Below are 22,172 nucleotides of genomic sequence, written 5' to 3' on the forward strand. Positions count from 1 at the left end.
CTAGAACTCGTCGGCTCGACGCTAGCCTCAGGGCATGAATTCATTTCCACTCGGTCGATACACCGTCTCGCGTATCGGCTTCGGTGCGATGCAGCTGCCCGGCCCCGGAGTGTTCGGGCCGCCGCGGGACAAAGGCGAGGCATTGGCCGTGCTGCGCAGGGCGGTCGAACTGGGCGTCACCCACATCGACACCGCCCAGTTCTACGGTCCCGACGTTGCCAACGAGTTGATCCGGGAGGCGTTGTACCCCTACCCGGAGGACTTGGCTCTGGTGAGCAAGGTGGGCGCCCGGCGCGACGAGGCCGGAGCCTGGATGGAGATCGACGAACCCGCCGAGTTGCGCCGCGACATCGAAGCCAACTTGCGCACCCTCGGGGTCGAGCAACTGGCGGCGGTCAACCTGCGAGTGTTTGAGAGCGATGCACCCGACCAGCGCTTCGACGACCAATTGGCAGTCATGATCGCCGCTCGGGACGAAGGGCTGATCGGCGACATCGGCCTCAGCAACGTCAGTCCGGCGCAACTGCTGCATGCCCTGGAAGTCACCGAGATCGCCTGCGTGCAAAATGCGTTCAACCTCGTACACCGGGATTCCACGCCGGTGCTGGACGTCTGCCGTTCGCGGGGCATCGCCTTCGTGCCATTCTTTCCCCTGGGATCGGCGTTTGCGGGGCCGGCTAACCCGGTGTTGGGGAACGAGTTGATCCAGCGCGTGGCCGCCGAACTCGGCCGCACCCCAGCACAGATCGCGCTGGCCTGGACGTTGGGCGTGGCGTCCAATGTCGTGCTGATCCCAGGCACGTCGTCCGTACCGCACCTCGAGGAGAACATGGCCGTCGCCGACATCGAGCTCGATGAGGAAACCCGCGAACAGCTGAATGAGGTTGCCGGGTAATGCCGGTGGTACGTTCGGCCGTTCGTTCGGCCAGCGCCGCCGACGCTGCGGCGTGCGTGGAAATTTACCGTCCGTACGTGCTGGACACCGCGATAAGCTTCGAAACGGAAGTGCCGACGCTCGAGCAGATGGCGGCACGGATTGCCGCCGCACAGGTCATTCACGAATGGCTGGTGTTAGAGATCGACGATGAAGTCGTCGGCTACGCCTATGCACAGCAACTGAATCCGCGTGCCGCGTACCGCTGGGCGGTGGAAACGAGCGTCTATGTGGCGATGGACCGCCGGCGCTCGGGTGGTGGCCGCCTGCTCTACGATGAACTGCTGAATCGGCTCGCCCGCCGCGGCTTCCGGCGGGCAATCGGCATCATCGCCCAACCCAACGATGGCAGCAATGCGCTGCACGCGTCGTTCGGGTTTCAGCCGGCGGGCCTACTTCGGCGGGTGGGCTGGAAGCTCGGTGCTTGGCACGACGTCCAGTGGTGGCAGCTGGACTTGGTGGACCCAGACGAGGAAATCGACCCGCCGCCCGCAATCATCGACTGACCGCGAGCAGACGCAAACTTGTACTATTCTAGGCGATTTCGTACAAGTTTGCGTCTGCTCGCCGGGTCGTCGAGGCTACTTGAGTTCGGCCGACGAGAGGCCGAGCAGGCGGCGGGCGACCACCAGCTGCTGAATCTGCTGCGTGCCCTCGAAGATGTCCAGAATCTTGGAGTCGCGGCCCCACTTCTCCAACATGGACTGCTCGGAATAGCCGGTGGTGCCGGCCAATTCGACGGACTTGAGCGTGACGTCACTGGCCATGCGGCCCGCCTTGGCCTTGCTCATCGACGCCTCTTTGGAGTTCGGAATGCCGTTGTCGGCCTGCCATGCGGCGCGCAGTGACAGCAGGTAGCTGGCCTCCCAGTCGGCCTCCATCCGCAGGAACTCCGCCGCGGCGGCGCTTTGGACATGCGCCGGTCGGTCGTAGTCGATGTCCACGCCGGCCTCGGTGAGGATCTTGCGAATTTCCTCCAATGCGGCGCGGCCGATCCCGACAGCCATCGCGGCCACGATGGGCCGGGTGTTGTCGAAGGTCTCCATCACACCGGAGAACCCCTTGCCCTCCTCGATTTCGGGATTGCCCAGCAGGTTCTCTTTGGGGATGCGGGCGTTGTCGAAGCGGATCACCGCGGTGTCCGACCCCTTGATGCCGAGCTTGCGCTCTAGGCGTTCGACGGTCACACCCGGGTGCTCGCGCGGCACGATGAAGGACTTGATCGCCGCGCGGCCCTTCGACTTGTCCAGCGTGGCCCACACGACGATGTGGGTGGCGCGCGAGCCGGCCGTGACGAAGATCTTCTCGCCGTTGATGACGTACTCGTCGCCGTCCAAGGTGGCCGTCGTCGTCACCGCCGCCGAGTCGGACCCGAAGCCCGGCTCGGTGATGGCCATTGCGGCCCAAACCTTTCCGAGCCGTTCCAGTTGCTCGTCGGTGGCCACCGCGGAGATGGCGGCATTGCCCAAGCCCTGGTAGGGCAGGGACAGCATCATCGCGACGTCGCCCCAGCTGGCTTCCATGGTTTGCACCAGTGCGGCCATGTTGGCGCCGTTGTGGTTCTCGTCTTTGCCCTCGTCGTCGTCGCGGAGCGAGTCCGCGCCGGCGAAGTTGAACGATTCGGATGCGCCCTCGAACAGCTTGATCAAGGTGTCGAGTTCGACCGGGTAGGCGTGTTCCTTCAGGTCATACTTCCGCGCGATCGGGCGCATCAACTCCGCCGCGCCCTGGTGGGTCTTGACGATGACCGCTTGCAGCTTGCGGGGAAGCTCCAGATTGATTGCCATGACTAAACTTTCAGCTCGTATGAGGTCTGGTTTGAGGTAACTGCTCAGATGACTACGACGCCCTCGGCCACGCCGATGGCTCGCAAGTCGCGGTACCAGCGCTCGACCGGGTGTTCTTTGGTGTAGCCGTGGCCGCCCAGCAGCTGCACGCCGTCCAGGCCGATCTGCATGCCCTTGTCGGCGCCGAGGCGTTTGGCCAAGGCGGCCTCGCGGGCGAACGGCAGGCCCTGCTCGGCGCGCGACGCGCCACGCCAGGTGATCAGGCGCAACCCGTCCAATTCGATGGCGATGTTGGCGCACATGAACGCCACCGCTTGACGTCGGGCGATCGGCTCGCCGAATGCGTGGCGTTCCTTGACGTACGGGATGACGTAGTCGAGCACCGCGTGCGAGGTGCCGACAGCCAGCGCGGCCCAGCCCAACCGGGCCAAGGCGATCGCTTCGGAGTAGTCGTTGTCGGTGGCCTGATCTTCGCCCAGCCGGGCATCGAGCGGCACCGAAACCCCGGACAGCTCAACCTGGCCCAGCGCTGCGGCGCGCACGCCCATGCTCGGGTCGGGCTTGACGGTCAGGCCCGGCGAGGATGACTCGACGATGAACAACGCCGGCTTGCCGTTCAACTGCGCACCGACGATGAACAATTCGGCGTCGGCCGCGGCGGGGACCAGTGACTTCACGCCGTCGAGCCGGTAGCCGGACGGGGTGCGTACGGCGGTGGTCTTGAGCCGGGTGGGGTCGAACAGCGGTTGCGGCTCGGCGATGGCCACGCAAGCCTGCGGAACATTCTCGCCGGCAAACTCTTTCAGGTAGGTCGCCTGCTGATCGGCGCTGCCCCAGTGGGTTAGCGCGGCCGCGACGCCGCCGGGCGCCAGAATCGGAAGCGCCAGGCCCATATCGCCGTAGGCCAGGGCCTCGGCCACAAGCACGTTGGTCACGCTGGAGCGGTGCTCGGCGATGCCGTCGAAGTCTTCGGGAATGTTGATCGCGGTGATGCCGAGTTCGGCCGCCTTGGCGATCAGGTCAGCCGGGTAGGCGGCGGCGTCGTCGGCGTCTGGTGCGGCGGGCCGCAGCACCTCTTCGGCGAATTCGTTGACGGTCTCGACGATCATCTTCTGGTCGTCGTCGGGGGTGAGGTCGAAGTAGTCCTTGCCGCTGGACTTCAGGCGGGTCGGCCCGCTACCCGCGCTCTGCACCCGTTTGAACTGACGGCTGGCGGCGCCCGCGGTGGAGAACATCGTCTTCACGCCGTAGCGCAGGGCTCGATTCATCGGGTCGCGCAGGTGGTACTTGTCCAAGAATTCCTGGCCGACGATCGGGGTTAGCAGGGCTATGGCGATGTCGATTCCGGTGCGTTTGTGGGGCTGCAATCCGACGCCGGAATTGGAGTTCGCGCGTCCGGGTCGCTTTGAACCGGAGCGGGGCGATTTCACACTGGGCTGGGTCTGGGTCATGTCAAAAGCCTCTGTCGTTGGGGCGATGCCATCAACGTTATCTTACTCCGGAGTAAGATAGGTAGGGCCGTGTTAGTTAATTCACAACGCGCAGGCTGCTCAGCACCTGCTCGTGCAGCAGGCCATTGGTCCCGACGGCACTGCCGCCATGTGGCCCCGGGGTGCCATCCAGGCTGGTGAACTGTCCGCCCGCCTCGCGCAGCAGGATGTCCAGCGCCGCCAGGTCCCACACCGAGACCTCGGGTTCCGCGGCGATGTCGACGGCCCCCTCGGCCACCAGGCAATAGGACAGGAAGTCGCCGTAGCCGCGCACCCGCCACACCGCATCGGTGAGGTCGATGAAGCGGTCGCGTATCCCGAGCTCCGCCCAGCCGGAGAGGCTGGAGAACGACAGGCTGGCCGACCCCAGGTCGGCAACCGCCGACACCCTCAACCGGCGCGGCGTGCCACCGTCGACCGACGCGAACGCGCCCTGCCCGCGTGCGGCCCACCACCGACGTTGCAATGCGGGCGCACTTACGACGCCAACGATCGGCACGCCATCTTCGAGCAACGCGATCAAGCTCGCCCACACCGGAACTCCGCGCACGAAGTTCTTGGTGCCGTCGATCGGGTCGACAATCCACTGTCGGCCACTGAAAGTTGTTGTGCCGCCGAACTCTTCGCCCAACACGCTGTCGTTGGGCCGGTCGCGGTCAAGCGCCTCGCGCACTGCGGTCTCGACCGCCCGGTCGGCGTCGGTGACCGGCGTCAGATCAGGCTTGGTGTCGACGCGCAGATCCAGCGCACCGAACCGGGCGCGCGTCACCGCGTCCGCACGGTCTGCCAACTGCAGCGCGAAAATCAGATCGTTGCGATCCATGCAGCAGTCCTACCATGACGGTATGTGGGAATTCCTCGTGCTGGTCCTGTTGATAGGGGCCCTGTTCCTGTTGATCGGGCCGCGGTTCTTTGGACGGGGCCCACGGGGCGACATGGCCAGCGGCACGCTGCTGGTCACCGGGGTCAGTCCGCGACCCGACGCCACCGGCGAGCAGTTCGTCACCATCTCCGGCGTCATCAACGGACCGACGGTCAACGAGTACGACGTGTATCAGCGGATGGCCGTCGACGTCGAGCAGTGGCCGGTCGTCGGACAGCAGTTCCCCGTCGTGTATTCACCCAAGAATCCGGACAACTGGACCTTCGCCCCGCCGGAACTGCCGCCGCCAGGCCCCGACTTTCAGGGCTAACCTCACCCGGACGCGGGTGGTTGAGTGCCCGATCCGAACAGGTACCTGTCGGCGATAGCGTGTTCGTTTCGAATCGACATCTCCTGCGCGGTGTTCAGCCACAGTCCGTCGAAACCCGCGGAATGCATGCCGGCGTGGATTGCGCCGATGTTTCGAAGGTCTTGCGACGGGAGCTCACCCCATCCGTCGTGGTCTTGCCACCGCTCGAAAACTTGCCATTGTGTCTGGGGAACATCCCCGGGCGCGAAATGCTCCAACGAAAACATTTCGAACGTGCAGCGGTTCGGATCGTCGGCATCCGGCAGCATGCGGTAGCCGAGGAGACACGACTTTTCCACGAGGATGACCATGGTGGGAAACACATGCCAGTCGCCGTTTCCGGCGAAGTACTGCTCCATCGTCATCTTCGGGAAGTCGACGCCCTCGGCGTGTGCGAGCTCCTCGCATAGCTGGTGGTAGCGCACGAAGGGCGGGACTTCACTGGGCTCCTCCGTGGCCAACTGTTGGGCGGCGCGGTAGTCACGTTCGGTGACCAGGGAGCCGACTTCGAGGTATTGGTACTGCATCGAATTCGCAAAAACCTCGGGGCGAGAGGAAAGTTCCTGACGTCCACTGTCGCGGCTGGCGTGTTCGGGGCGCTGTGTGTAGACGAACCGGGAATGATTCTGGTACGCGATGGTCGGTGTGTACGGAGCGTAGACGTACTCCTGGGGTGTGGCGGGGGCGGTCGACGGCCGCGGGCCCTCCGCGGAACGCATCGTCTGCGGGTGGGTACCGGGGGTGTGGTAGCCCTCGATGAAGGCGTCGATGACGGTCTTCCAATTCGCGGGCAGGAAGGTGCGCTTGCGCCAGCGGTACCGCATGTCGTGCAAACGAAATGGCGCTAGCGCCGTGGGCAAGGGGTCCAACCACTCAAGCAGGTCCGGTGGGTCCGCGGCCATGCTTACGAAGACCCACCCACCCCATGTTCCGACGCTGACCGGGCGCAGGTCCCACTCTTCGCGTGGCCGGGAGGCGAACTCGTCGCGGCACGGAACAAAGGACGACCGGCCGTCAAGCCCGTAGCGCCAACCGTGGAAACCACACCGGAATTCGTGATCCGGTGTGCAACCGTTGCCCAGGACGATCTTCATGCCACGGTGGGCGCAGGTGTTGTGAAACGCCTTGATGCCGCCGTCCTTCTGCCGTACGACCATGATCGACTGGCGGCCGATCGCATATTCGTAATAGCAACCGGGGTCGGGGATCTCCTCCTCGCGACATGCGGGCTGCCAAACCTGAGTGAACAACCGGTCGAGTTCGAGTTGGAGATATTCGGGGTCGATGTACCGGCTTTTCGGCACGAAAGTTTCACCGCAGGCGTACTTTTCGGGTACCTGCACAGTCGCAACCTCGGTCATGTCACCCTCTCCGTCTACTAGCTGGCGGGTGGTTTATCGAAGATGTTGGGATACAGGACCGCTTCCTTGAACGACGTCTCGATCTCGGCGAAGGCCGTGGGAATATCCCAGGTCCCCGACGCCGACACGATCTCGCGCTCTATGACGGGGTTCGACATCAGACTAATCCGGCCGTTGCCCGCGAAGATCACGCGGCGATTGAGCCAATCCGACTGCACGCTGGCCAGATACACCACGGGAGGCACACAGTTCTTGGGGGACAGCCGAACATTGCTGTCCGAGTAGTCCATGCTGCCGCCGCCCTTGATGCCCTGGGTCATGCGGGTTCCGGCGATCGGTGCGATCGCGTTGCTCCTGACCCCGTAGTTTCGCAGCGCGTTGGCGCACGAGAAGGTCAGGCCGACGATGCCCATTTTGGCCGCCGCGTAGTTGGGCTGGCTCGGCGCGCCCTGCAGCCCCGACATCGACGTGAAGGTGATCAGTCGGTACTGTCCGCCCCGGTTTTCGCGCCACCAGGCCGCGGCATGGCGCGTGACGTTGAACGTGCCCTTGAGGTGCACCGAGACCACCGCATCCCAATCCTGCTCGCTCATCTTGAATACCATTCCGTCGCGCAGGATTCCGGCCGCATTCACCACGACGTCCAAGCCGCCGAGTGTTTCGGCCGCGCGGTCGATGAGTTCCGCGCATGCGGCGAAGTCGGTGATGTCGGTGGTGTCGGCGAATGCCTTGCCGCCCCGGTTCGTGATGCCGGCCACCACACTTTCGGCCGGACCAGCGTCGTGGCCGGTACCGTCGACGCTGACGCCGGCGTCGGACACCAGGACCGTCGCGCCCTCGGCCGCGAGGCCTTCGGCCACCGCGGCGCCGATTCCCCGCCCGGCGCCGGTTACCAGCGCGGTACGTCCGTCCAGCACACCCATCGTTCATCCAGCCCTTCGTAACGACGTCCGTGTTCTCAGCATACAGAACACAAATACAGTATCTGTATAGTTGTTCGTCCGGGAGCTAGTCGAAGCCCCACTCCGAATAGCGGCGCTCCAACTCCGCCAGCGCTTCGCGACCACCCCGCTCGGTTCGTTCTTTCATGAAGTTGAACTCGTCGTCACGCCAGGACAGGTTGCTGAATACCGTGTGCCCCATCGGAACCCAGTCGCCAAACTGCGCCATGCCGACGGCATGCCAAAACGCGATCAGCGCGTGCTTTCCTACCATCAACCCGTCCGCGGAGTGGTGGGCGATAGCGCGGGCGTAACGCATGGCTTCATCGCGCAGTGACTCGGTCGGCACCACCGACGCGGCGACCCCCCAGTCGCGCAGCTCGGTCGCGGCCACCTTGCGGCCGGTGATCATGGCCTCGTAGCCGCGATTCGGGCCCAGCTTGAGCAACGCCAGCGGCATGGCCGTGGAGAATCCCGCGAACCCGATGCGCGCCTGCGGCCGGGCGAGGTACATGTCCTCGGCCACCACCAGGATGTCGGCGGCCAGTGCGAGATTCATGCCGGCCCCCAACGTGGCGCCCTGGCAAGCGGCGATCACGGTCTTGGGGAACTCCAGCCAGTTCGTCAGGTGGCGGTGCAGTCGGCGCGCGTTGCCCAGTCGTGCGGTCTGCGGCAACCGCTGTCCTTTGCGCAGCCCGGCAGCTTCGACTGGTAACCGGCGGACATCGTCGCCGCTGCAGAAATCCTTGCCCTCGGCGAGCAGGACCACCACCTTGACATCATCGTCGTCCTCGGCGCGATTCAGTCGTTCCTTGAACAAGTTGTGCATGTCAGGAGAGAGGATGGCGTTGCGCCGCTCCGGGCGGTTGATGGTGATGTGGGCGATGTGCGGCTCGACGACTTCGTAGCGGACCCAGTCTTCTTCGACCTTGAACTCGTCTCCGTCGGGGGCGTCGTTGCTCATCTCACCCTCTTCCAGCCAGCGATACACAAGTACATTAGTCGACTAATTGTTACATCGCGGTGATACGGTCGGCGAATGCCAACGATTACTGTCAGCAAGCGCCTTGCCGCGCCACCGGAAGCGGTGTGGGCGACCCTTGCCGATTTCGGCAACGTCGACTGGATCCCGGGGGTCAGCGACGTTGGGGTCGAGGGCGACGGCCCCGGCATGCGGCGGCTCATCGGCACCAGCGGTGGGAACCCGGTGACCGAGACGCTTATCTGGATCAAGCCGGAAGAACGCGCCCTGTCCTACGAGATCACCAACAATCCAATGCCGGTCAGCCGCTTCGTGGCTGTGGCTCGCGTCTCCGACGCCTCGGATGACGCGGGAGAATCGACCGTCGTCTGGGAGGTTGACTACGAACCGACCGGCGACGATACAGCCGCGCGCGACGCGATCGAGGCGATTTACGGGCTCATGGCCGACTGGATCGCGGACTACGCCAACGCGCACGCGACATGACTGAACACTTAGACAGAATCTGTCTAGAAGTTTAAGATGTACGGGTGATTGATCCTCTCGATTTGGTGCTGATCAGCGTGGACGACCACACCATCGAGCCACCCGACATGTTCGCGGGGCGAGTGCCAAGCCGCTACGCCGACGATGCCCCGCGGATTATCGAGGACGAAGATGGCGTGTGCTATTGGGTTTACGACGACCTGAAGCTACCCAATATCGGACTCAATGCAGTCGCGGGACGGCCCAACGACGAGTGGGGCTTCGAGCCGTCGCGTTTCACCGATATGCGGTCAGGATGCTATGACGTCGACGCACGGGTCGCCGACATGAACGCTGCCGGTGTGCTGGCGTCGCTGTGCTTTCCGTCGTTTCCGACCATCTCGGGAGCGCTGTTCACCTACCGGGGCGACCGTGAAGTCTCGGCGGTGATGGTGCGCGCCTACAACGACTGGCACATTGAGGACTGGTGTGGCCGTCATCCGGATCGATTCATCCCAATGGGCATTCTGCCGCTGTGGGATCCGGCGCTCGCCGCCGCCGAGGTCCACCGCCTGGCCGGATTGGGTTGCCGTGCGGTGACGGCGCCGCAGCACATCGCCAATTACGGCCAGCCGCCCTGGCAGGACCCGCACTGGGATCCGTTGTGGGAGGCGCTGTGCGAAGAGAACACGGTGGTGAACATCCACATCGGCACCGGCGGTGGGTTGCCCGTGCCGTCCGACCAGACCACCTACCTCGCTTACAACTCGATGATGCCGATCGACACCCAGCGGTTCACCGCCGATCTGCTGTTCTCCCCGGTACTCACAAAGTTCCCGACGATCAAGTTCTCCCTCTCGGAGGGAGGCATCGGCTGGATTCCCTTCCTGCTGGAACGATTTGAGGACATCTACTCCCGGCAGCGCGCCTGGACCGGTGACGATCTCGGAGACGGATTGAGCCCCACCGACGTGTTCCGCCGCAACTTCATGTCGTGTTTCATTCGTGACCGGGTTGGCATCGAGATGCGCGAACGGATCGGGATAGAAACCATCTGCTGGGAAATGGACTATCCGCACTCCGACAGCAGCTGGCCCGATGCGCCCGAACAACTCGCCGCCCAACTGGAGGGCTGCACCTTCGACGAGGTCGAAGCCATCACGTGGAAGAACGCCGCGCGCGAGTTCGGCTACACCGGGGTAGAGCGCCTCGGCAGGCAGAACTGCACCGTTTCGGCGTTGCGGGAGAAGAATACTGGCCTGGATCTGTCCGCACCGAAAGTAGCTGCGGGACGCGCGCCGAAAGCGGGTGCCGCCGCGATCACCTACGGGGACATGAAGGTGCGGATGGCCTCGATACTTCGTGGTGGGGCGTGACCGAACCCGATTACGATGCCGTCCTCGGCGACGCCGACCGCGAGTTCCGCGACGAGGTCCGCGCCTTCCTGGCCGCAACACTGGCTGCCGGCGTGGGCGATCGCCGCGACGACGAGAGCCGCCTCGCACGGATGCGATGGTGGCAGGGACAACTACACAACGCGGGTCTGGCCGCCATCTCGTGGCCCGTGCAATTCGGCGGCCGCGCGGCAACGCCGCTGCAGCAGTTGATCTTCAACGCCGAGATGGCCGCTGCGCGGGCTCCCGAGCCCATCAACCGCAGTGCCATCAACCAACTGGGACCCACCATCATCCAGTGGGGCACCGATGAGCAGCGTGCCCGCTATCTGCCGAAAATCCTGTCCGGAGAAGAGGTGTGGTGCCAGGGGTTCAGCGAACCCGAGGCGGGCAGCGACCTGGCCGCGCTGAAAACACGGGCCGAAATCGACGGCGACGACCTGGTGATCACCGGTCAGAAGATTTGGACCTCGAAAGCCCAGTACGCGGACTGGATCTACATTCTGGCCCGCACCGACCCGGCTGCGGACAAACACGCCGGGATCAGCTATGTACTGGTGCCACTTCGGACACCTGGGATCGAGGTGCGCCCCATCCGCCAGATAACCGGTGCCGCCGAATTCAACGAGGTGTTCTTCGATGCGGTGCGGGTGCCGCTCACGCATGTGCTCGGACCGCTGCACGGCGGTTGGACCGTCGCGAAGTCCACTCTGGGTTATGAGCGCGTCGGCCAGAGTCGCACCCACCGCATCGAGCGGCGACTCGCGATTCTGGCCCGCCTGGCTCAGGAACCTAATGCGCTGACAACCAACGGCTTTGGCGACAGCTACGTCGCGGATCGGGTCGTCGGGTTCGCGGCACAGGTCGAGGCGCTGCGGCAGATCGCGGCGCAAGCGACCGCCGCCGGGGTTCGTGGCGTCAGCCCCGGACCGGAGGCGTCGGTTGCCAAGCTGCTGACGTCCGAGGTCGACCAGGCGATGGCCAATTTCGGGTTGGACCTCGCCGGACCCGCCGGAACGCTGGAGCGCGGCTCACTGGGCGCGGCCAAGAACGGCAATGTCGCGCAGAGCTATCTGCTGATGCGGGCCGCGACCTTTGGGGCGGGCACATCGGAGATCCAGCGGAATGTGATCGCCGAGAAGTTGCTGGGGCTGCCTCGTGACCCGTAACGACACCCGTCTACTGACTGAGATCGCGGACACCGCAGCAGAACTGTCCGAACTACGGCAGTCGGCCGGCGACATCCTACGGCGGGCGTGGTCACCGGCCGCTTTCCGCAGCTTGCTCGACGGACCGAGTCCGGCTTTCGATGCCGGGCTGTGGCAAACCATAACCGGGTTGGGCTGGCCCGATGTCCTGGTGAGCGAAGCGAACGGCGGGGGAGGAGGGGGTCTTCGCGAACTATGTGTGCTCGCCGAACTAGCCGGCACCGTGGCGGCCCCGGTCCCGTTGCCCGCAACGGCCGCGGCGAACTGGTGTGAGGACCGGAGCGGCGACGGAATCAGCCTGCTGCTGCCCGGATGCGGTGAGCGCACCGGCGACCGCGTCTCGGGAGTATGGCCATTGGTGCCGTTCGCTGCGGTCGCGACCAGGTTGTTGGTCTGCGCGGGCGCGGGCGATCAAACCATTCTGGGGGTGGTCGATCCGACCGCCGCCGGCGTGGTTCGCCAACCGGTGACGCCATTGGATCATAATCCGGCTGCACGAATCGAGTTGCAGGACGCGCCAATTCGTGCCATCGATGAGGGCCAAGGCGCCGGTCGACGTCATCGCGACGCGATCCTGCGCGCGCAGGTCGCGCAGCTGGCCGAACTCGTCGGCATCGCGTCGGCGGCCAACGACGCCGCAACCGAATACGCCAAACAGCGCATCGCATTCGGTCATCCGATCGGCACGTATCAAGCCATCAAGCATCGCCTTGTCGACCAGCGGTGCGCAATCGAGATCGGACGGGCTCTGGTCAACCGCGCCGCGGACGCGTGCGAGCAACGGCATCCCGATGCACCGGCGCTGACATCGCTTGGCGCATTTTGGGGCATCGATGCGCTGCGCGCGGTACCCGAAGGCGCCACCCAGGTATTCGGCGGCATTGCCTATACGTGGGAGCACGAAGCTCACGTTCACCTTCGCCGTGCGGCGAGTGCCGTGACCGCGCTCGGTGCCCGAGCCCAGCACCGGGACGCCGTGACGCGCTGGCTCAGTGGCCGCCATCCCGTCGCCCAGAACGGGGAGCGTGGATGAACACCCGCGCTCGGGACTCCTTTCTGACGGGAATCAAGGTCCTCGAAATCGGTGACGGGATCGCCGGATCCACGGCGGCGGCGCTGTTGGCCAGCCTGGGCGCCGAGGTCGCCAAGGCGTCTCACCACGACACACCCAGCCGCGTCGGGCCGATCATCAGCACCAAGACCGGGCCGGTTGCGGCCGTCGACCTGACGCTCGACCAATCCAAACGCATCCTCGGACCGCCAACGGATGCAGACGCTTTGGCGAGTAACGATGACATGTATGACATCGTGATCGTCGACCGCGGCACCGTCGTGCGACCACCGGAAGCCCACAACGCCGTGGTGGTCGTGGTAAGTCCGTTCGGTCTCGATGGACCACGGTGCGCCGAGTCGGGCGGCGAGTTGGTGGCCCAGGCCGCCGGCGGGATGCTCGCCACCATCGAAGGGTCTGACGGCACGCCCGTGCCCGCACCCGGCTACGTCGCGTCCAAGGCCGCGGGTGCGGTGACCGCGCTGGCGGCACTGCACGGTCTCGATCAACGCAACAGCACCAAGGGATCGGTCCTGGTGGACGTGTCGGTGCAGGAAGCCGTGGTGTTCACCGCAGCTCTGCCGGAGTGCGCCCACGTGCTTTACTCATGCCCCGGGCGGGCGGGCAGCGGTCGTTACCTGGCACCGTCCGGTCTGTTCGAGTGCCGCGACGGCCTCGTGCGGATCACCGCGGTGGAGAACCACCAGTGGAAAGGGCTGCTTGGCGCCCTGAATCATCCTGCGTGGGCAGCAGGTCTTGACGAGCGATCCGCCCGTATCGAACACGCGGGCCTGATCAACCAACACGTCGCCGCCTGGGCGGCAACTCAGGCCAAAGAGGGATGCGCCGCCCTGCTGCAGGCTCATGGCGTGCCGTCGACCCCGGTGAACACACCCGAGGAGATTCTGACATCACCCCAATTCGCCTTCCGCGCTGCGGTTTCGGCGACTCGGCTCGGCGATGTTCCCTTGTCCGTCCTCGAGGCACCGTGGCTGACGCAAATCGGCCGTCCCGGTGTCGACGACCGAACGTCCCGGCTCAGCGACGTGCGGATCGTCGAGCTGACCCACGTGCTGGCCGGGCCCATCGTCGGGGCACTCCTCGGTGCAATGGGGGCGCCGGTGGTGCGCCTGGAAGATCCCGACCGTCTCGACATCTACCGCCGTACCGGCCCCTTCGCCCACGGGAAACCGGGAATCGAGCGCGGCGCCTACTTCGCGGTTTCCAACCACTCCAAACAGAGCAGGTTGATCGAGCCGAGTCGGGCCACCCAGGATGTCGCCGCAGCGCTGAAAGATGCCGACGTACTCATCGAGAACGTCGGAACCTCTCGCCTGACCCGGTTGGACGTGAACCCCGCGGCACTCGCGGACTCGGGCAAGTTGGTGATGCGGGTCTCCGGCTTTGGTTCGACGGGACCGATGGCCGGGTATCGGGTGTACGCCAACAACGTTCAGGCGTACGGCGGACTGGCGGGATTGACCTTGGGCGCCGACGGCACCCCGGCGAAACTGGGCACCGTCATCGCCGATCCGCTGTCATCCGTGGTGGCGGCCACCGTGATCGCTGCCTGGGCCTTGGGTCCGGGCCGTAACACCGGCGCGGTGATCGATCTGTCGATGGCGGAGGTCGTCGCATCCACCGTAGCGGAGTTCGTCAGTGCGGCCTCGGCTACCGAACAATCCGTTGTCGACAATGCGAACCCACCACACCGGGGAATCTACCGAGCCGTCGACGGGCGTTGGGTCGCTGTCGAACTCAGCGGGTCGGAAGACCTGACACATGCGGCGGATCATGCTGCGACGCAAAGCCATTTGACGTCTGTGATTGCCACGATGTCGGCTCACGAAGCGAGTGCGCGATTGGCGACGGAGGGCATCCGCGCCGTGCCAGTGTTGCGGGCCGAAGACCTGGTCGCCGATCCTCATCTGGCGGCACGCGGATTCTTTCCCGAAATCGCCCACCCAGACCCCGAAATCGGTACCGCCCGGTTGGTCGGCCTGCCGTGGCGGTTCGTGGGCCGCGGCCCCGTGCCACTCGCGCCCCCACCGGCGCTGGGAAGCACGAACCTTCACCAGGAAAGGATGACAAGTGCCCGTTGACGTATCCGACGGTTTGACGGCGACCGTGTGGTCGGCGACATTCGTGCCGGCGAAGTCGCCGATTCCCGGCTACGGCGAGAACGGCTACAGCGTGGCATGGGTCGACACGGACGGCGGGCGGCTGCAAGTGTTGGTTTCCGGGCCCCGTCCGGCGCCCGGCACCACGGGCCGCATCATCCGAACGTCCCTGTCGGACAAAACAGTTCTCCTCTTCCACGCGGAGCCGGCATGACGGGCACGCACATCGCCGGGATCGGGGTGACGCCGTTCGGCAAGCGTAGCGGCACCCCGTTGGCCGACCTTGGCGTGGAGGCCGCGGAGCTGGCTCTCGCCGACGCCGGGCTGGGCTATGACGCCGTGGGTGAGGTGTTCACCTCGTCCTCAATGGCTCCGCCGCAGACCGCCCTGAAAGTGGCCCATCGGTTGGGCCGCACCGGCATCCCGGTGACCGCGACCGAGAGTGCCTCTGCGGGCGGCATGGTCGCGTTGCGCCACGCGGTGTGGGCGGTGGCGTCCGGCCGGTGCGACACCGCCCTGGCGATCGGATACGAGAAGACCACCGCGCTGGAACCCGGCGGCGTCGTGCCGGCCGCCGTCGAATTCTGGGATCGCTTTCCGCCACAACTGCATTACGCCATCGAGGCGAATCGCTGGCTGTACGAGACGAACTCGAAGCCGGAGGTCATCGCCGCGGTGGCGGCCAAGGCGTACAACCAAGCTCGGCTCAATCCATTGGCCGCGCGACGAAGCGACGCCGAAGTGACCATCGAGCAAGTCATGTCGGCCCGCATGGTCGCCGAGCCGCTGACGAAGATGATGTGTCATGCCTCGGCCGACGGCGGGGCGGCGATTGTGGTGACCGCCAACACCTTCCCGCGATCGGTTTCGGTCGCCGCCGTAGAACAGACCAGTTGGCCGCTGGACCCGCAGTGGCCGGTGTCCGGTCCGTGCGTCGGTCCGCCATCGCAAATAGCTCTCGCCGCCAACCGGGCCTTCGCCGCAGCCGGGAGGGCGCCCGCCGATATCGGTATCGTCTCGCTGCACGACATGTGCGCCAGCGAGGAGATCACCGCCCTGATCGCGCTGGGTCTCGCCGACGGCAAGGGGGCCGCCGAACTGGCGGTCTCCGGTGGGCTTGCCAGCGGTGGGCGGCTACCTACCAACACCGACGGCGGGTGCCTGGCCCGTGGTCATGCATTCGGTGCCACCGGTCTTGCCCAGGTGGCCGAAGTCGTCAGTCAGCTTCGGGGAGAGGCTGATTCGCGCCAGGTTGCGGATCCCCGCATCGGGCTGGCGCAGGCCATGGGCGGCGGGGGGTCCTGTGTGGTTGCCTTGTTGGAACGGTAATCCGCTGAAAGCGGCGTCAGCTGAGTGCGTTGATGCGCACCGGAAATGACTCGATCCCAATGCCAACGTTGTGCACTGGCCCGGCGCCTGTCCACACCGCAGGTCCCGCCGCCTCGACGTCGTAACCGGCCGCGATCGACTCGTACACCACTTTGATCTCCTTCTGGGCGAGATTGGCGCCCAGGCAGTAGTGCGCACCTCCGCCCCCGAAGGCCATGTGCGGATTGGGCGATCGGTTGATGTCGAATCGAAAAGGGTCGGCAAAGACATTCTCGTCGCGGTTTCCGGACGGGTACCAGAACACCACACGATCGCCTGCCTGCACATCCTGATCCCCGATGGTCACGTCTTTGGTGGCAGTGCGTCCGAAGAACAACACCGGACTGGACCAGCGCAAGACCTCGTCCACAACAGTTGCCGAAATACCTCGGTTCGAACGCAACTCGGCCAACTGGTCCGGGTTCTCCAAGAGTGCGACCAAACCCATCGAGAGGGCGTTGCGGGTCGTTTCGCTGCCGGCGAGGGACAGGATGAGGAAGAACATTTCCAGTTCGAACCCGTCGAGCCGCTCCGCAAGCTTGGTCCATACGTCGTCGGCCGGATTCGCCCGCTTCTCAGCGGTGATGCGTTGCGCGTACTCGAACAGTTCGGCCTGCAACCCGAGCCGGGTTTCCGGGGAAAAGCCGGGCCGGTACGGATCGCCCGCTTTCAGCAGTTGATCAGTGCGTTCGAACACCCACGAGCGGGTGTCCTCGGGGATGCCGATGATGTCGGCGATCACGTGCATCGGCACCTGATAGGCGACGTCCCGGACGAAGTCACACGTACCGCTTGCCGCCGCGGCCTCGAGGATGCGTGCGGTGCGGTCAGCTAGGCGCTGCTCGAGGGTATTGACCATGCGCGGAGTGAACTCCGAGGAAATGATCCGGCGCATCTCGGTTTGTTCGGGTGGGTCCAACGTCAGCAACGTGCGCCCGGCACTCATCAATGGATCAGGTCCGAGCAAAGGACCGTCCTGCGCGGCGAAGGTCTTCCAGTCGCGGTTGGCCTGTTGGATCTCGGGGTGCGTGACGATTGACCAGAACGGAATCGAGGGTATGTCCGGGCGACCCTCGATCGCGGGATGAAGGTGCACCGGCCCGCGGCGACGCAGCTCGGTGAACACTTCGTGCGGGAACCCATTCTCATAGAGCTGCGGGTTTGTGAGGTCGATGTCCAGAGTCCGCGTCACGGAATCCTCCTTGGCCCCGGCCCTAGTGCTAATACAGCGCCTCGATTTCGGCTGCCGCAAGCGACGCGTTTGGCCGGACGGTCGCGCCCCTGAGACTAGCCATTATCGCATGAAGTGTAAAGTCTGAATGTGTTGGGCTCCTCATGACCGGTATGTCTATTGGCGATATCAGCCATAAATCAGCCTGTTACGGCGTCCCACCGTCGTGCCGGTTGACGGGCTGCATGTCAGACATTACATTTTGTCTAGATCGTCAGACCGAGAATACGCCGAGCTGGTTGGTAAAACATGATGCGCGAATCCCAGATTGCATGTTCTCCCGCAGGCGATTTCGGGGCGTTTGGCTGCTCGTGCGTCGCGACTGCTACTGCGATCGGTCAGTCCGGAGTCCGGCGTGCGTAGACACGGTTGGTCGGGCCACACCCCCGCATCCGACGAGGAAGCGATCGACCGAATCCTCGATGCCGTTGATTTACTCGTCGAACGCGGGAAGCCCGTTCGCGTGACTGAAGTTGCGCGCATTCTTGGCGTCAGCCGCCCGACCGTGTACCGCTATTTCCCCGGCACCGAGGCACTGCTGGCGGGAAGTCGGGTGCGTTCAGCCGACGGGTTCATGGAACGGTTCGCGGAGCATGTCCGTGGACTGCACGATCCTGTGGCAGCGTTGGTTGAAGGCGTTGCTTTTGCAGTCGAAAGCCTGGCTGGTGACCCGCAGATTCATCAAGTCCTCACCGCTCGGGTCAACGACTCGCCGGCGTTGCCCTTCGCCTCAGAGTTGGCCTCGGCGTTCGGACGCTCGATGCTACGTCGGTACGACGTGGACTGGACGCGGCACGGCTACGATGACGTCGCGCTCGACGAGGTCGGTGAGCTTTGCATCCGCACGTTCCATTCGCTGGTTGTCGATCCTGGTGACCATGTCGGAGATCGAATGGCGCTGCGCCGCTTCATAGCTGGGTGGTTGGCCCCGGCGATTCACTATCGGCAGACGACACGTACCGTGGAGACGCTGGAGTCATTCGCAGCAGCCAAGCCGGCGCGCAGAACTGACAATTCAGCGTGAAGATGCCGGCGTAGCCGGATTACTCCGACGACTGGTGACCACTGAGGAATTCAAGGATTGGGTCTACCAGTAGCACCCAGTTGTCGAACAAGGTAAATCGTCCTGCCTCGCCCGTCGAAAACTTCTCCGCGGCGCGCAGCCAGTAGTCGTCCGGCCACGGCGGGTCGACCACGAGGGATCCCTTGATCAGGCAGCTCACGTCAAGAGACGTGCGGCGTGGATGGTCCCAGTCGCTGTCGGAGCCACGGAAGATCAAGGTGGGTACCGTGATTCGCTCGAACATCTCGTCGTCGACGCCGGGCATTGCCTGTCCGGTCTTGGGTACGTAGGCGTTGAGCCAACGCTTCATCACCTTCAAGAACTCGGCACTGTCCATGTCCAGCAGCCGTTGGCGGTTGTTGGGGTTCGCGGCGATACGTTCTTGCCACTCAGGCGCATTGAGCAATGCCGCCATCCCGATGCCTCCTCCGCCGAGCCCCCGTACGGCGACGATGCTGGGAATCACGTAGTAGGAACCGAGGAAAAAGGACCCATAGATGCCGCCGACGATGTTCCACAGCACCAGTTTTGACGCGACCTCGGGATAGAGAATGGCGGTCAGCATCGAGTCTCTGGCCCCGCTCGAACCGCCGGCCAGCACGCAAGGCCCGGCAACCAATCTGGTCAGCAGCTCATAGAGCGTGTCGGCGCGCATGTGTGATTCGGACGGACCGAAGAACTGGACATCGGATCTGCCGCAGTTTGGCCGGTCCCACAACAGCACGCGTTTGCCGCCGGCGACAAGCCCGTCGGCCAGCGGTCGAAACCAGTCGCTGTCCTTGCTGAACCGGCCTCCGGGCGTCAGGACGATGAGTTCGCCTGCCTCCCCGAGGAGTTCATAAACGACGCTGCCGCCGTTGATTTCCATTGACCGTTCACCGGGCTCGAGCACGTTAGCGATACTCTCGGTCGTGCTCGAGGACGCGCGCCCCGGCCATCGGTCCGCTCATGGATGAGGGCTTCAGCGGTAGTCCAGGACGACAGGCAAGTGGTCGTGGGTGTGGACCAGCGCCGATGCCCGCGGCACGCGGTCGCCGACCACATGAACGCCCTTGGCGCGCCTGGTGACTTCCTCCAGCAGCAAACGTGCTTCACGCCGGGCAAGTGCGGCGCCCATGCAGAAGTGCTCCCCGACACCGAATCCCAGATGGCTTGCAGCGTCTTCGCGGGTGATGTCGAACCGCTCCGCGGTAGGCCCCCAATGGTCCTGGTCGCGATTGGCCGACGCGTAGGCGAGCAGCACGCCGTCGCCTCCTTTGATGGTTACGCCGCGTAATTTGACATCCTGGGCGGCCTGGCGTGCCATGCTCATGACCGGCGTCCAGTATCGAAGGACCTCCTCGACTGCGTTGCCGCTCAGACTCGGTTCGGCGAACAGCTTTGCGGCCTGATCGGGATGACCGTCGAGGCAGTCCGCCATTCCCGCTATCAGGCTTTGTGTCGTCTCGCTGCCCGCCGCCAGTAGCGTCAGCGCGTAGATCATCACCTCCATGTCCGTGAAGGGCTCCCCGTCGATGGTGACGGTGGACAGCATGGTGAGCAGATCGTCCCGTGGTTGCTCCTTGCGTTCGGCGACCAAACCCATGAGGTAGGGGCCGATGTGTTCGAAGATGAACGTGTAGTCCTCATCGCTGGCCACGCCGCTGCCGACATTTGCGATCGTGGTCGCCCACCCGGCGACCTTGGGCCAGTCCTCTTCGGGCACCCCCAGCAAGTATGCGAACACATAGACGGGAATGGGCTCGGCCACCCGCTCGATCCAGTCGAACTCACCGTTCGGCAAGTCGTCGAGGACGTCGTGCACGACTTGGCGGACCCGCTCCTCCAGCTTCGCCACCGCGGCGGGTGTGAACCGGACCCCGATTGCCTTCCGGTGCGCGCGGTGTTCCGGGGGGTCCATGAACATGATGCCGCGAGTCCCGTAACCCTGCGGGTCTCGGCCCTCACGGTGGGCGATCAGATCCATCATGATGCCGATGCGCTCCGACTTGAACTTCTCCGGGCGCGCCGAAATCCCTTTGATGTCATCGTATTTAGTGATGACCCAGAACTTGCCCTCGTCATACCAATGCACGGGGTCGGTGTCGCGCAGCTGCGCGAATGTCGCGTTCGGGTCGCCGAGGTAGAACGCCGGTTCGTCAAATCGGGCGGCTGCGATCGTCACCATTCTTTGAACAATAGAACATTTGTTGTCACTCTGCGAGCAGCTCCCGGCCGCTTCTGCCTACGGATGCCACGTTGGCAGCAGAACAAATTATGTCTTATTGTTGCATGATGACCCGCGGTCTATCCCATCTGCGCGTGTGCGATCTAGGCGGCCAGTTGGCCGGAGCGGGCGCGACGAAGATCCTGGCCGCCTTCGGAGCCGAGGTGATCCGCGTCGAAGATCCGGTCACTCGCGGGATGTGGGACGCGCTGCGCGGTGTCGGGCCGTTCGTCGACGAGCGCAGGGGAGTCAACCTGGGCGCCGGCTTCAACAACCACAACGTCGGCAAGCTCGGCGTGACCATCAACCTGCGTGTCGATCCGGGTAAGCAACTGCTGCGCGAGCTGATCGCGTTGTCAGACATCGTGTGTGAGAACTTTGCGGCCGGCGTGCTCGCCCGGATGGGATTCGGCTACGACGACCTGCGGCGGATCAAGCCCGACATTATCTACGTCTCCAACTGCGGGTTCGGCCACACCGGGCCGTACCGAGATTTCAAGACGTGGGGTCCGATTGTGCAGGCGCTCAGCGGCCTGACCTTCACCTCCGGGCTGCCGGACAGCGAGCCGGCCGGATGGGGTTTCTCCTACATGGACCACATCGCCGCCTATTACATGGTCATTGCGATTCTGGCGGCGGTGCACCATCGGGAGCGCACCGGCGAGGGCCAGCACGTCGATTTGGCAACGGTGCCGGCCGGTATCGCGATGCTGCCGACAGAAGTGCTCGACTGGACGGTCAACAAGCGGTCGACCCGCAGAGCGGGGCTGCCCAACGGCAACCACGCCGACTTCGGGGAAATGGCCCCGCACGGGATCTACCCGTGCCTCGGAGAGGACCGGTGGATCGCCATAGCCTGCCGAGACGACAGTGATGTCGCCGTACTGGCCAAAGTCTTGGACGAACCCGAACTGGTCGCCGACCGTTTCGCCACCCTCGACCAGCGGCTCGCGTCCAGTGCTGAACTCGACGGGCTGGTCGCCGCCCGTACTCGCACCCGGGAGCCCGCGACTTTGGCGAATGAGCTTGTTGGTGCCGGTGTTCCTGCGAGTGTCGTGAAATCTCCTCGCGAACGGATCGACGACGATCCCGACCTAGAAGAGTGGGGCCTTTTCCCCACGGTGCAGCACCCAGAGATCGGCACGGTGCGGGTCGAGGGCATTCCGCTGCGACTCTCGGCGTCGCCGTGGCGCATTCAGCGCGCGGCACCGTGCCTCGGTGAACACAATCGCGATGTACTGGGCGGCCTGCTCGGCCGCACTGATCGAGAGCTGGACGAACTGACGAAACAGGGTGTGATCTGAACGCGCTGAATGACATACGGGTAGTCGAGATCGGC

At 64.7% G+C, this 22,172-nt stretch carries 21 protein-coding genes; 12 read left to right on the forward strand and 9 right to left on the reverse strand.

Annotation, left to right across the window (positions count from 1 at the left end; all coding sequences use genetic code 11):
* Positions 1–34: 34 nt before the first annotated feature.
* Both G6N68_RS05605 and G6N68_RS05610 read left to right on the forward strand, forming a co-directional pair.
* The gene (locus G6N68_RS05605) at positions 35–895 is read left to right on the forward strand and encodes an oxidoreductase (protein ID WP_163708939.1); all 861 of its coding nucleotides are present in this window, start codon (positions 35–37) and stop codon (positions 893–895) included.
* Positions 895–1,440, forward strand: coding sequence for a GNAT family N-acetyltransferase (locus G6N68_RS05610; RefSeq protein ID WP_163708942.1), 546 nt, complete (start codon positions 895–897; stop codon positions 1,438–1,440). The genes G6N68_RS05605 and G6N68_RS05610 overlap by 1 nt, the downstream gene beginning before the upstream one ends.
* A gap of 75 nt (positions 1,441–1,515) precedes the next feature.
* Here G6N68_RS05610 and G6N68_RS05615 read toward each other — a convergent pair whose 3' ends face one another.
* From G6N68_RS05615 to hisN, 3 genes are all read right to left on the reverse strand, one after another.
* The gene (locus G6N68_RS05615) at positions 1,516–2,721 is read right to left on the reverse strand and encodes an acyl-CoA dehydrogenase family protein (protein ID WP_163708946.1); all 1,206 of its coding nucleotides are present in this window, start codon (positions 2,719–2,721) and stop codon (positions 1,516–1,518) included.
* A gap of 44 nt (positions 2,722–2,765) precedes the next feature.
* Positions 2,766–4,172, reverse strand: coding sequence for an acyl-CoA dehydrogenase family protein (locus G6N68_RS05620; RefSeq protein WP_163708949.1), 1,407 nt, complete (start codon positions 4,170–4,172; stop codon positions 2,766–2,768).
* 76 nt (positions 4,173–4,248) lie between these two features.
* A complete protein-coding gene (gene hisN / locus G6N68_RS05625; RefSeq protein ID WP_163708952.1) occupies positions 4,249–5,034 on the reverse strand; it encodes a histidinol-phosphatase in 786 nt (261 codons plus the stop codon).
* Positions 5,035–5,056: 22 nt separating this feature from the next.
* Here hisN and G6N68_RS05630 point away from each other — a divergent pair, with 22 nt between their 5' ends.
* Entirely contained in the window at positions 5,057–5,404 is a 348-nt protein-coding gene (locus tag G6N68_RS05630) for a hypothetical protein (RefSeq protein ID WP_163708954.1), read from the forward strand.
* Positions 5,405–5,406: 2 nt separating this feature from the next.
* On the opposite strand, the gene G6N68_RS05635 is transcribed toward G6N68_RS05630, so the two are convergent.
* The 3 genes from G6N68_RS05635 to G6N68_RS05645 form a co-directional block, all read right to left on the reverse strand.
* Positions 5,407–6,804, reverse strand: coding sequence for an aromatic ring-hydroxylating oxygenase subunit alpha (locus G6N68_RS05635; RefSeq protein WP_163708957.1), 1,398 nt, complete (start codon positions 6,802–6,804; stop codon positions 5,407–5,409).
* A 17-nt stretch (positions 6,805–6,821) separates the two neighbouring features.
* Positions 6,822–7,727 (reverse strand): SDR family NAD(P)-dependent oxidoreductase, encoded by a 906-nt coding sequence (locus G6N68_RS05640; protein WP_163708960.1) that lies wholly within the window; start codon positions 7,725–7,727, stop codon positions 6,822–6,824.
* An 85-nt stretch (positions 7,728–7,812) separates the two neighbouring features.
* Positions 7,813–8,709, reverse strand: coding sequence for an enoyl-CoA hydratase/isomerase family protein (locus G6N68_RS05645; protein ID WP_163708964.1), 897 nt, complete (start codon positions 8,707–8,709; stop codon positions 7,813–7,815).
* Between the two features lie 75 nt (positions 8,710–8,784).
* Between G6N68_RS05645 and G6N68_RS05650 the strand changes: the two genes are divergently transcribed.
* The 7 genes from G6N68_RS05650 to G6N68_RS05680 are packed head-to-tail and all read left to right on the forward strand — an operon-like array spanning position 8,785 to position 16,294.
* Positions 8,785–9,213 (forward strand): SRPBCC family protein, encoded by a 429-nt coding sequence (locus tag G6N68_RS05650; RefSeq protein ID WP_163708967.1) that lies wholly within the window; start codon positions 8,785–8,787, stop codon positions 9,211–9,213.
* A gap of 44 nt (positions 9,214–9,257) precedes the next feature.
* On the forward strand, positions 9,258–10,568 hold the full coding sequence (locus tag G6N68_RS05655; RefSeq protein WP_163708970.1) for an amidohydrolase family protein: 1,311 nt from the start codon (positions 9,258–9,260) through the stop codon (positions 10,566–10,568).
* On the forward strand, positions 10,565–11,755 hold the full coding sequence (locus G6N68_RS05660) for an acyl-CoA dehydrogenase family protein (RefSeq protein ID WP_163708972.1): 1,191 nt from the start codon (positions 10,565–10,567) through the stop codon (positions 11,753–11,755). The genes G6N68_RS05655 and G6N68_RS05660 overlap by 4 nt, the downstream gene beginning before the upstream one ends.
* Positions 11,745–12,827, forward strand: coding sequence for an acyl-CoA dehydrogenase family protein (locus G6N68_RS05665; RefSeq protein WP_163708976.1), 1,083 nt, complete (start codon positions 11,745–11,747; stop codon positions 12,825–12,827). Before G6N68_RS05660 ends, G6N68_RS05665 begins: the two co-directional genes overlap by 11 nt.
* Complete coding sequence (locus tag G6N68_RS05670; RefSeq protein WP_240355387.1) at positions 12,824–14,947, forward strand: CoA transferase; 2,124 nt, start codon at positions 12,824–12,826, stop codon at positions 14,945–14,947. Before G6N68_RS05665 ends, G6N68_RS05670 begins: the two co-directional genes overlap by 4 nt.
* Positions 14,937–15,179, forward strand: a complete 243-nt coding sequence (locus tag G6N68_RS05675) for a hypothetical protein (protein ID WP_240355388.1) — start codon at positions 14,937–14,939, stop codon at positions 15,177–15,179. Before G6N68_RS05670 ends, G6N68_RS05675 begins: the two co-directional genes overlap by 11 nt.
* Positions 15,176–16,294, forward strand: a complete 1,119-nt coding sequence (locus G6N68_RS05680) for a thiolase family protein (RefSeq protein WP_163708979.1) — start codon at positions 15,176–15,178, stop codon at positions 16,292–16,294. Before G6N68_RS05675 ends, G6N68_RS05680 begins: the two co-directional genes overlap by 4 nt.
* Before the next feature lie 16 nt (positions 16,295–16,310).
* On the opposite strand, the gene G6N68_RS05685 is transcribed toward G6N68_RS05680, so the two are convergent.
* Complete coding sequence (locus tag G6N68_RS05685) at positions 16,311–17,525, reverse strand: cytochrome P450 (protein ID WP_163708982.1); 1,215 nt, start codon at positions 17,523–17,525, stop codon at positions 16,311–16,313.
* 394 nt (positions 17,526–17,919) lie between these two features.
* Here G6N68_RS05685 and G6N68_RS05690 point away from each other — a divergent pair, with 394 nt between their 5' ends.
* Positions 17,920–18,588: a TetR/AcrR family transcriptional regulator gene (locus G6N68_RS05690; protein WP_163708985.1), complete on the forward strand. Its 669-nt coding sequence runs from the start codon at positions 17,920–17,922 to the stop codon at positions 18,586–18,588.
* Positions 18,589–18,607: 19 nt separating this feature from the next.
* On the opposite strand, the gene G6N68_RS05695 is transcribed toward G6N68_RS05690, so the two are convergent.
* Positions 18,608–19,495: an alpha/beta fold hydrolase gene (locus G6N68_RS05695; RefSeq protein ID WP_163718225.1), complete on the reverse strand. Its 888-nt coding sequence runs from the start codon at positions 19,493–19,495 to the stop codon at positions 18,608–18,610.
* Positions 19,496–19,588: 93 nt separating this feature from the next.
* Complete coding sequence (locus G6N68_RS05700) at positions 19,589–20,794, reverse strand: cytochrome P450 (RefSeq protein ID WP_163708988.1); 1,206 nt, start codon at positions 20,792–20,794, stop codon at positions 19,589–19,591.
* A gap of 107 nt (positions 20,795–20,901) precedes the next feature.
* On the opposite strand from G6N68_RS05700, the gene G6N68_RS05705 reads away from it, so the two are divergent.
* A complete protein-coding gene (locus G6N68_RS05705) occupies positions 20,902–22,137 on the forward strand; it encodes a CaiB/BaiF CoA transferase family protein (RefSeq protein ID WP_163708990.1) in 1,236 nt (411 codons plus the stop codon).
* Positions 22,138–22,172 lie beyond the last annotated feature (35 nt).

The sequence above is a fragment of the Mycobacterium bourgelatii genome (assembly GCF_010723575.1).
Lineage (GTDB): Bacteria > Actinomycetota > Actinomycetes > Mycobacteriales > Mycobacteriaceae > Mycobacterium > Mycobacterium bourgelatii.

What these genes read in the sequence shown, in the direction of transcription:
- G6N68_RS05605 (WP_163708939.1), top strand. Translation starts at nt 35, where the DNA reads ATGAATTCATTTCCACTCGGTCGATACACCGTCTCGCGTATCGGCTTC.
- G6N68_RS05610 (WP_163708942.1), top strand. Translation starts at nt 895, where the DNA reads ATGCCGGTGGTACGTTCGGCCGTTCGTTCGGCCAGCGCCGCCGACGCT.
- G6N68_RS05615 (WP_163708946.1), bottom strand. Translation starts at nt 2,721, where the DNA reads ATGGCAATCAATCTGGAGCTTCCCCGCAAGCTGCAAGCGGTCATCGTC.
- G6N68_RS05620 (WP_163708949.1), bottom strand. Translation starts at nt 4,172, where the DNA reads ATGACCCAGACCCAGCCCAGTGTGAAATCGCCCCGCTCCGGTTCAAAG.
- hisN (WP_163708952.1), bottom strand. Translation starts at nt 5,034, where the DNA reads ATGGATCGCAACGATCTGATTTTCGCGCTGCAGTTGGCAGACCGTGCG.
- G6N68_RS05630 (WP_163708954.1), top strand. Translation starts at nt 5,057, where the DNA reads ATGTGGGAATTCCTCGTGCTGGTCCTGTTGATAGGGGCCCTGTTCCTG.
- G6N68_RS05635 (WP_163708957.1), bottom strand. Translation starts at nt 6,804, where the DNA reads ATGACCGAGGTTGCGACTGTGCAGGTACCCGAAAAGTACGCCTGCGGT.
- G6N68_RS05640 (WP_163708960.1), bottom strand. Translation starts at nt 7,727, where the DNA reads ATGGGTGTGCTGGACGGACGTACCGCGCTGGTAACCGGCGCCGGGCGG.
- G6N68_RS05645 (WP_163708964.1), bottom strand. Translation starts at nt 8,709, where the DNA reads ATGAGCAACGACGCCCCCGACGGAGACGAGTTCAAGGTCGAAGAAGAC.
- G6N68_RS05650 (WP_163708967.1), top strand. Translation starts at nt 8,785, where the DNA reads ATGCCAACGATTACTGTCAGCAAGCGCCTTGCCGCGCCACCGGAAGCG.
- G6N68_RS05670 (WP_240355387.1), top strand. Translation starts at nt 12,824, where the DNA reads ATGAACACCCGCGCTCGGGACTCCTTTCTGACGGGAATCAAGGTCCTC.
- G6N68_RS05680 (WP_163708979.1), top strand. Translation starts at nt 15,176, where the DNA reads ATGACGGGCACGCACATCGCCGGGATCGGGGTGACGCCGTTCGGCAAG.
- G6N68_RS05695 (WP_163718225.1), bottom strand. Translation starts at nt 19,495, where the DNA reads ATGGAAATCAACGGCGGCAGCGTCGTTTATGAACTCCTCGGGGAGGCA.
- G6N68_RS05700 (WP_163708988.1), bottom strand. Translation starts at nt 20,794, where the DNA reads ATGGTGACGATCGCAGCCGCCCGATTTGACGAACCGGCGTTCTACCTC.
- G6N68_RS05705 (WP_163708990.1), top strand. Translation starts at nt 20,902, where the DNA reads ATGACCCGCGGTCTATCCCATCTGCGCGTGTGCGATCTAGGCGGCCAG.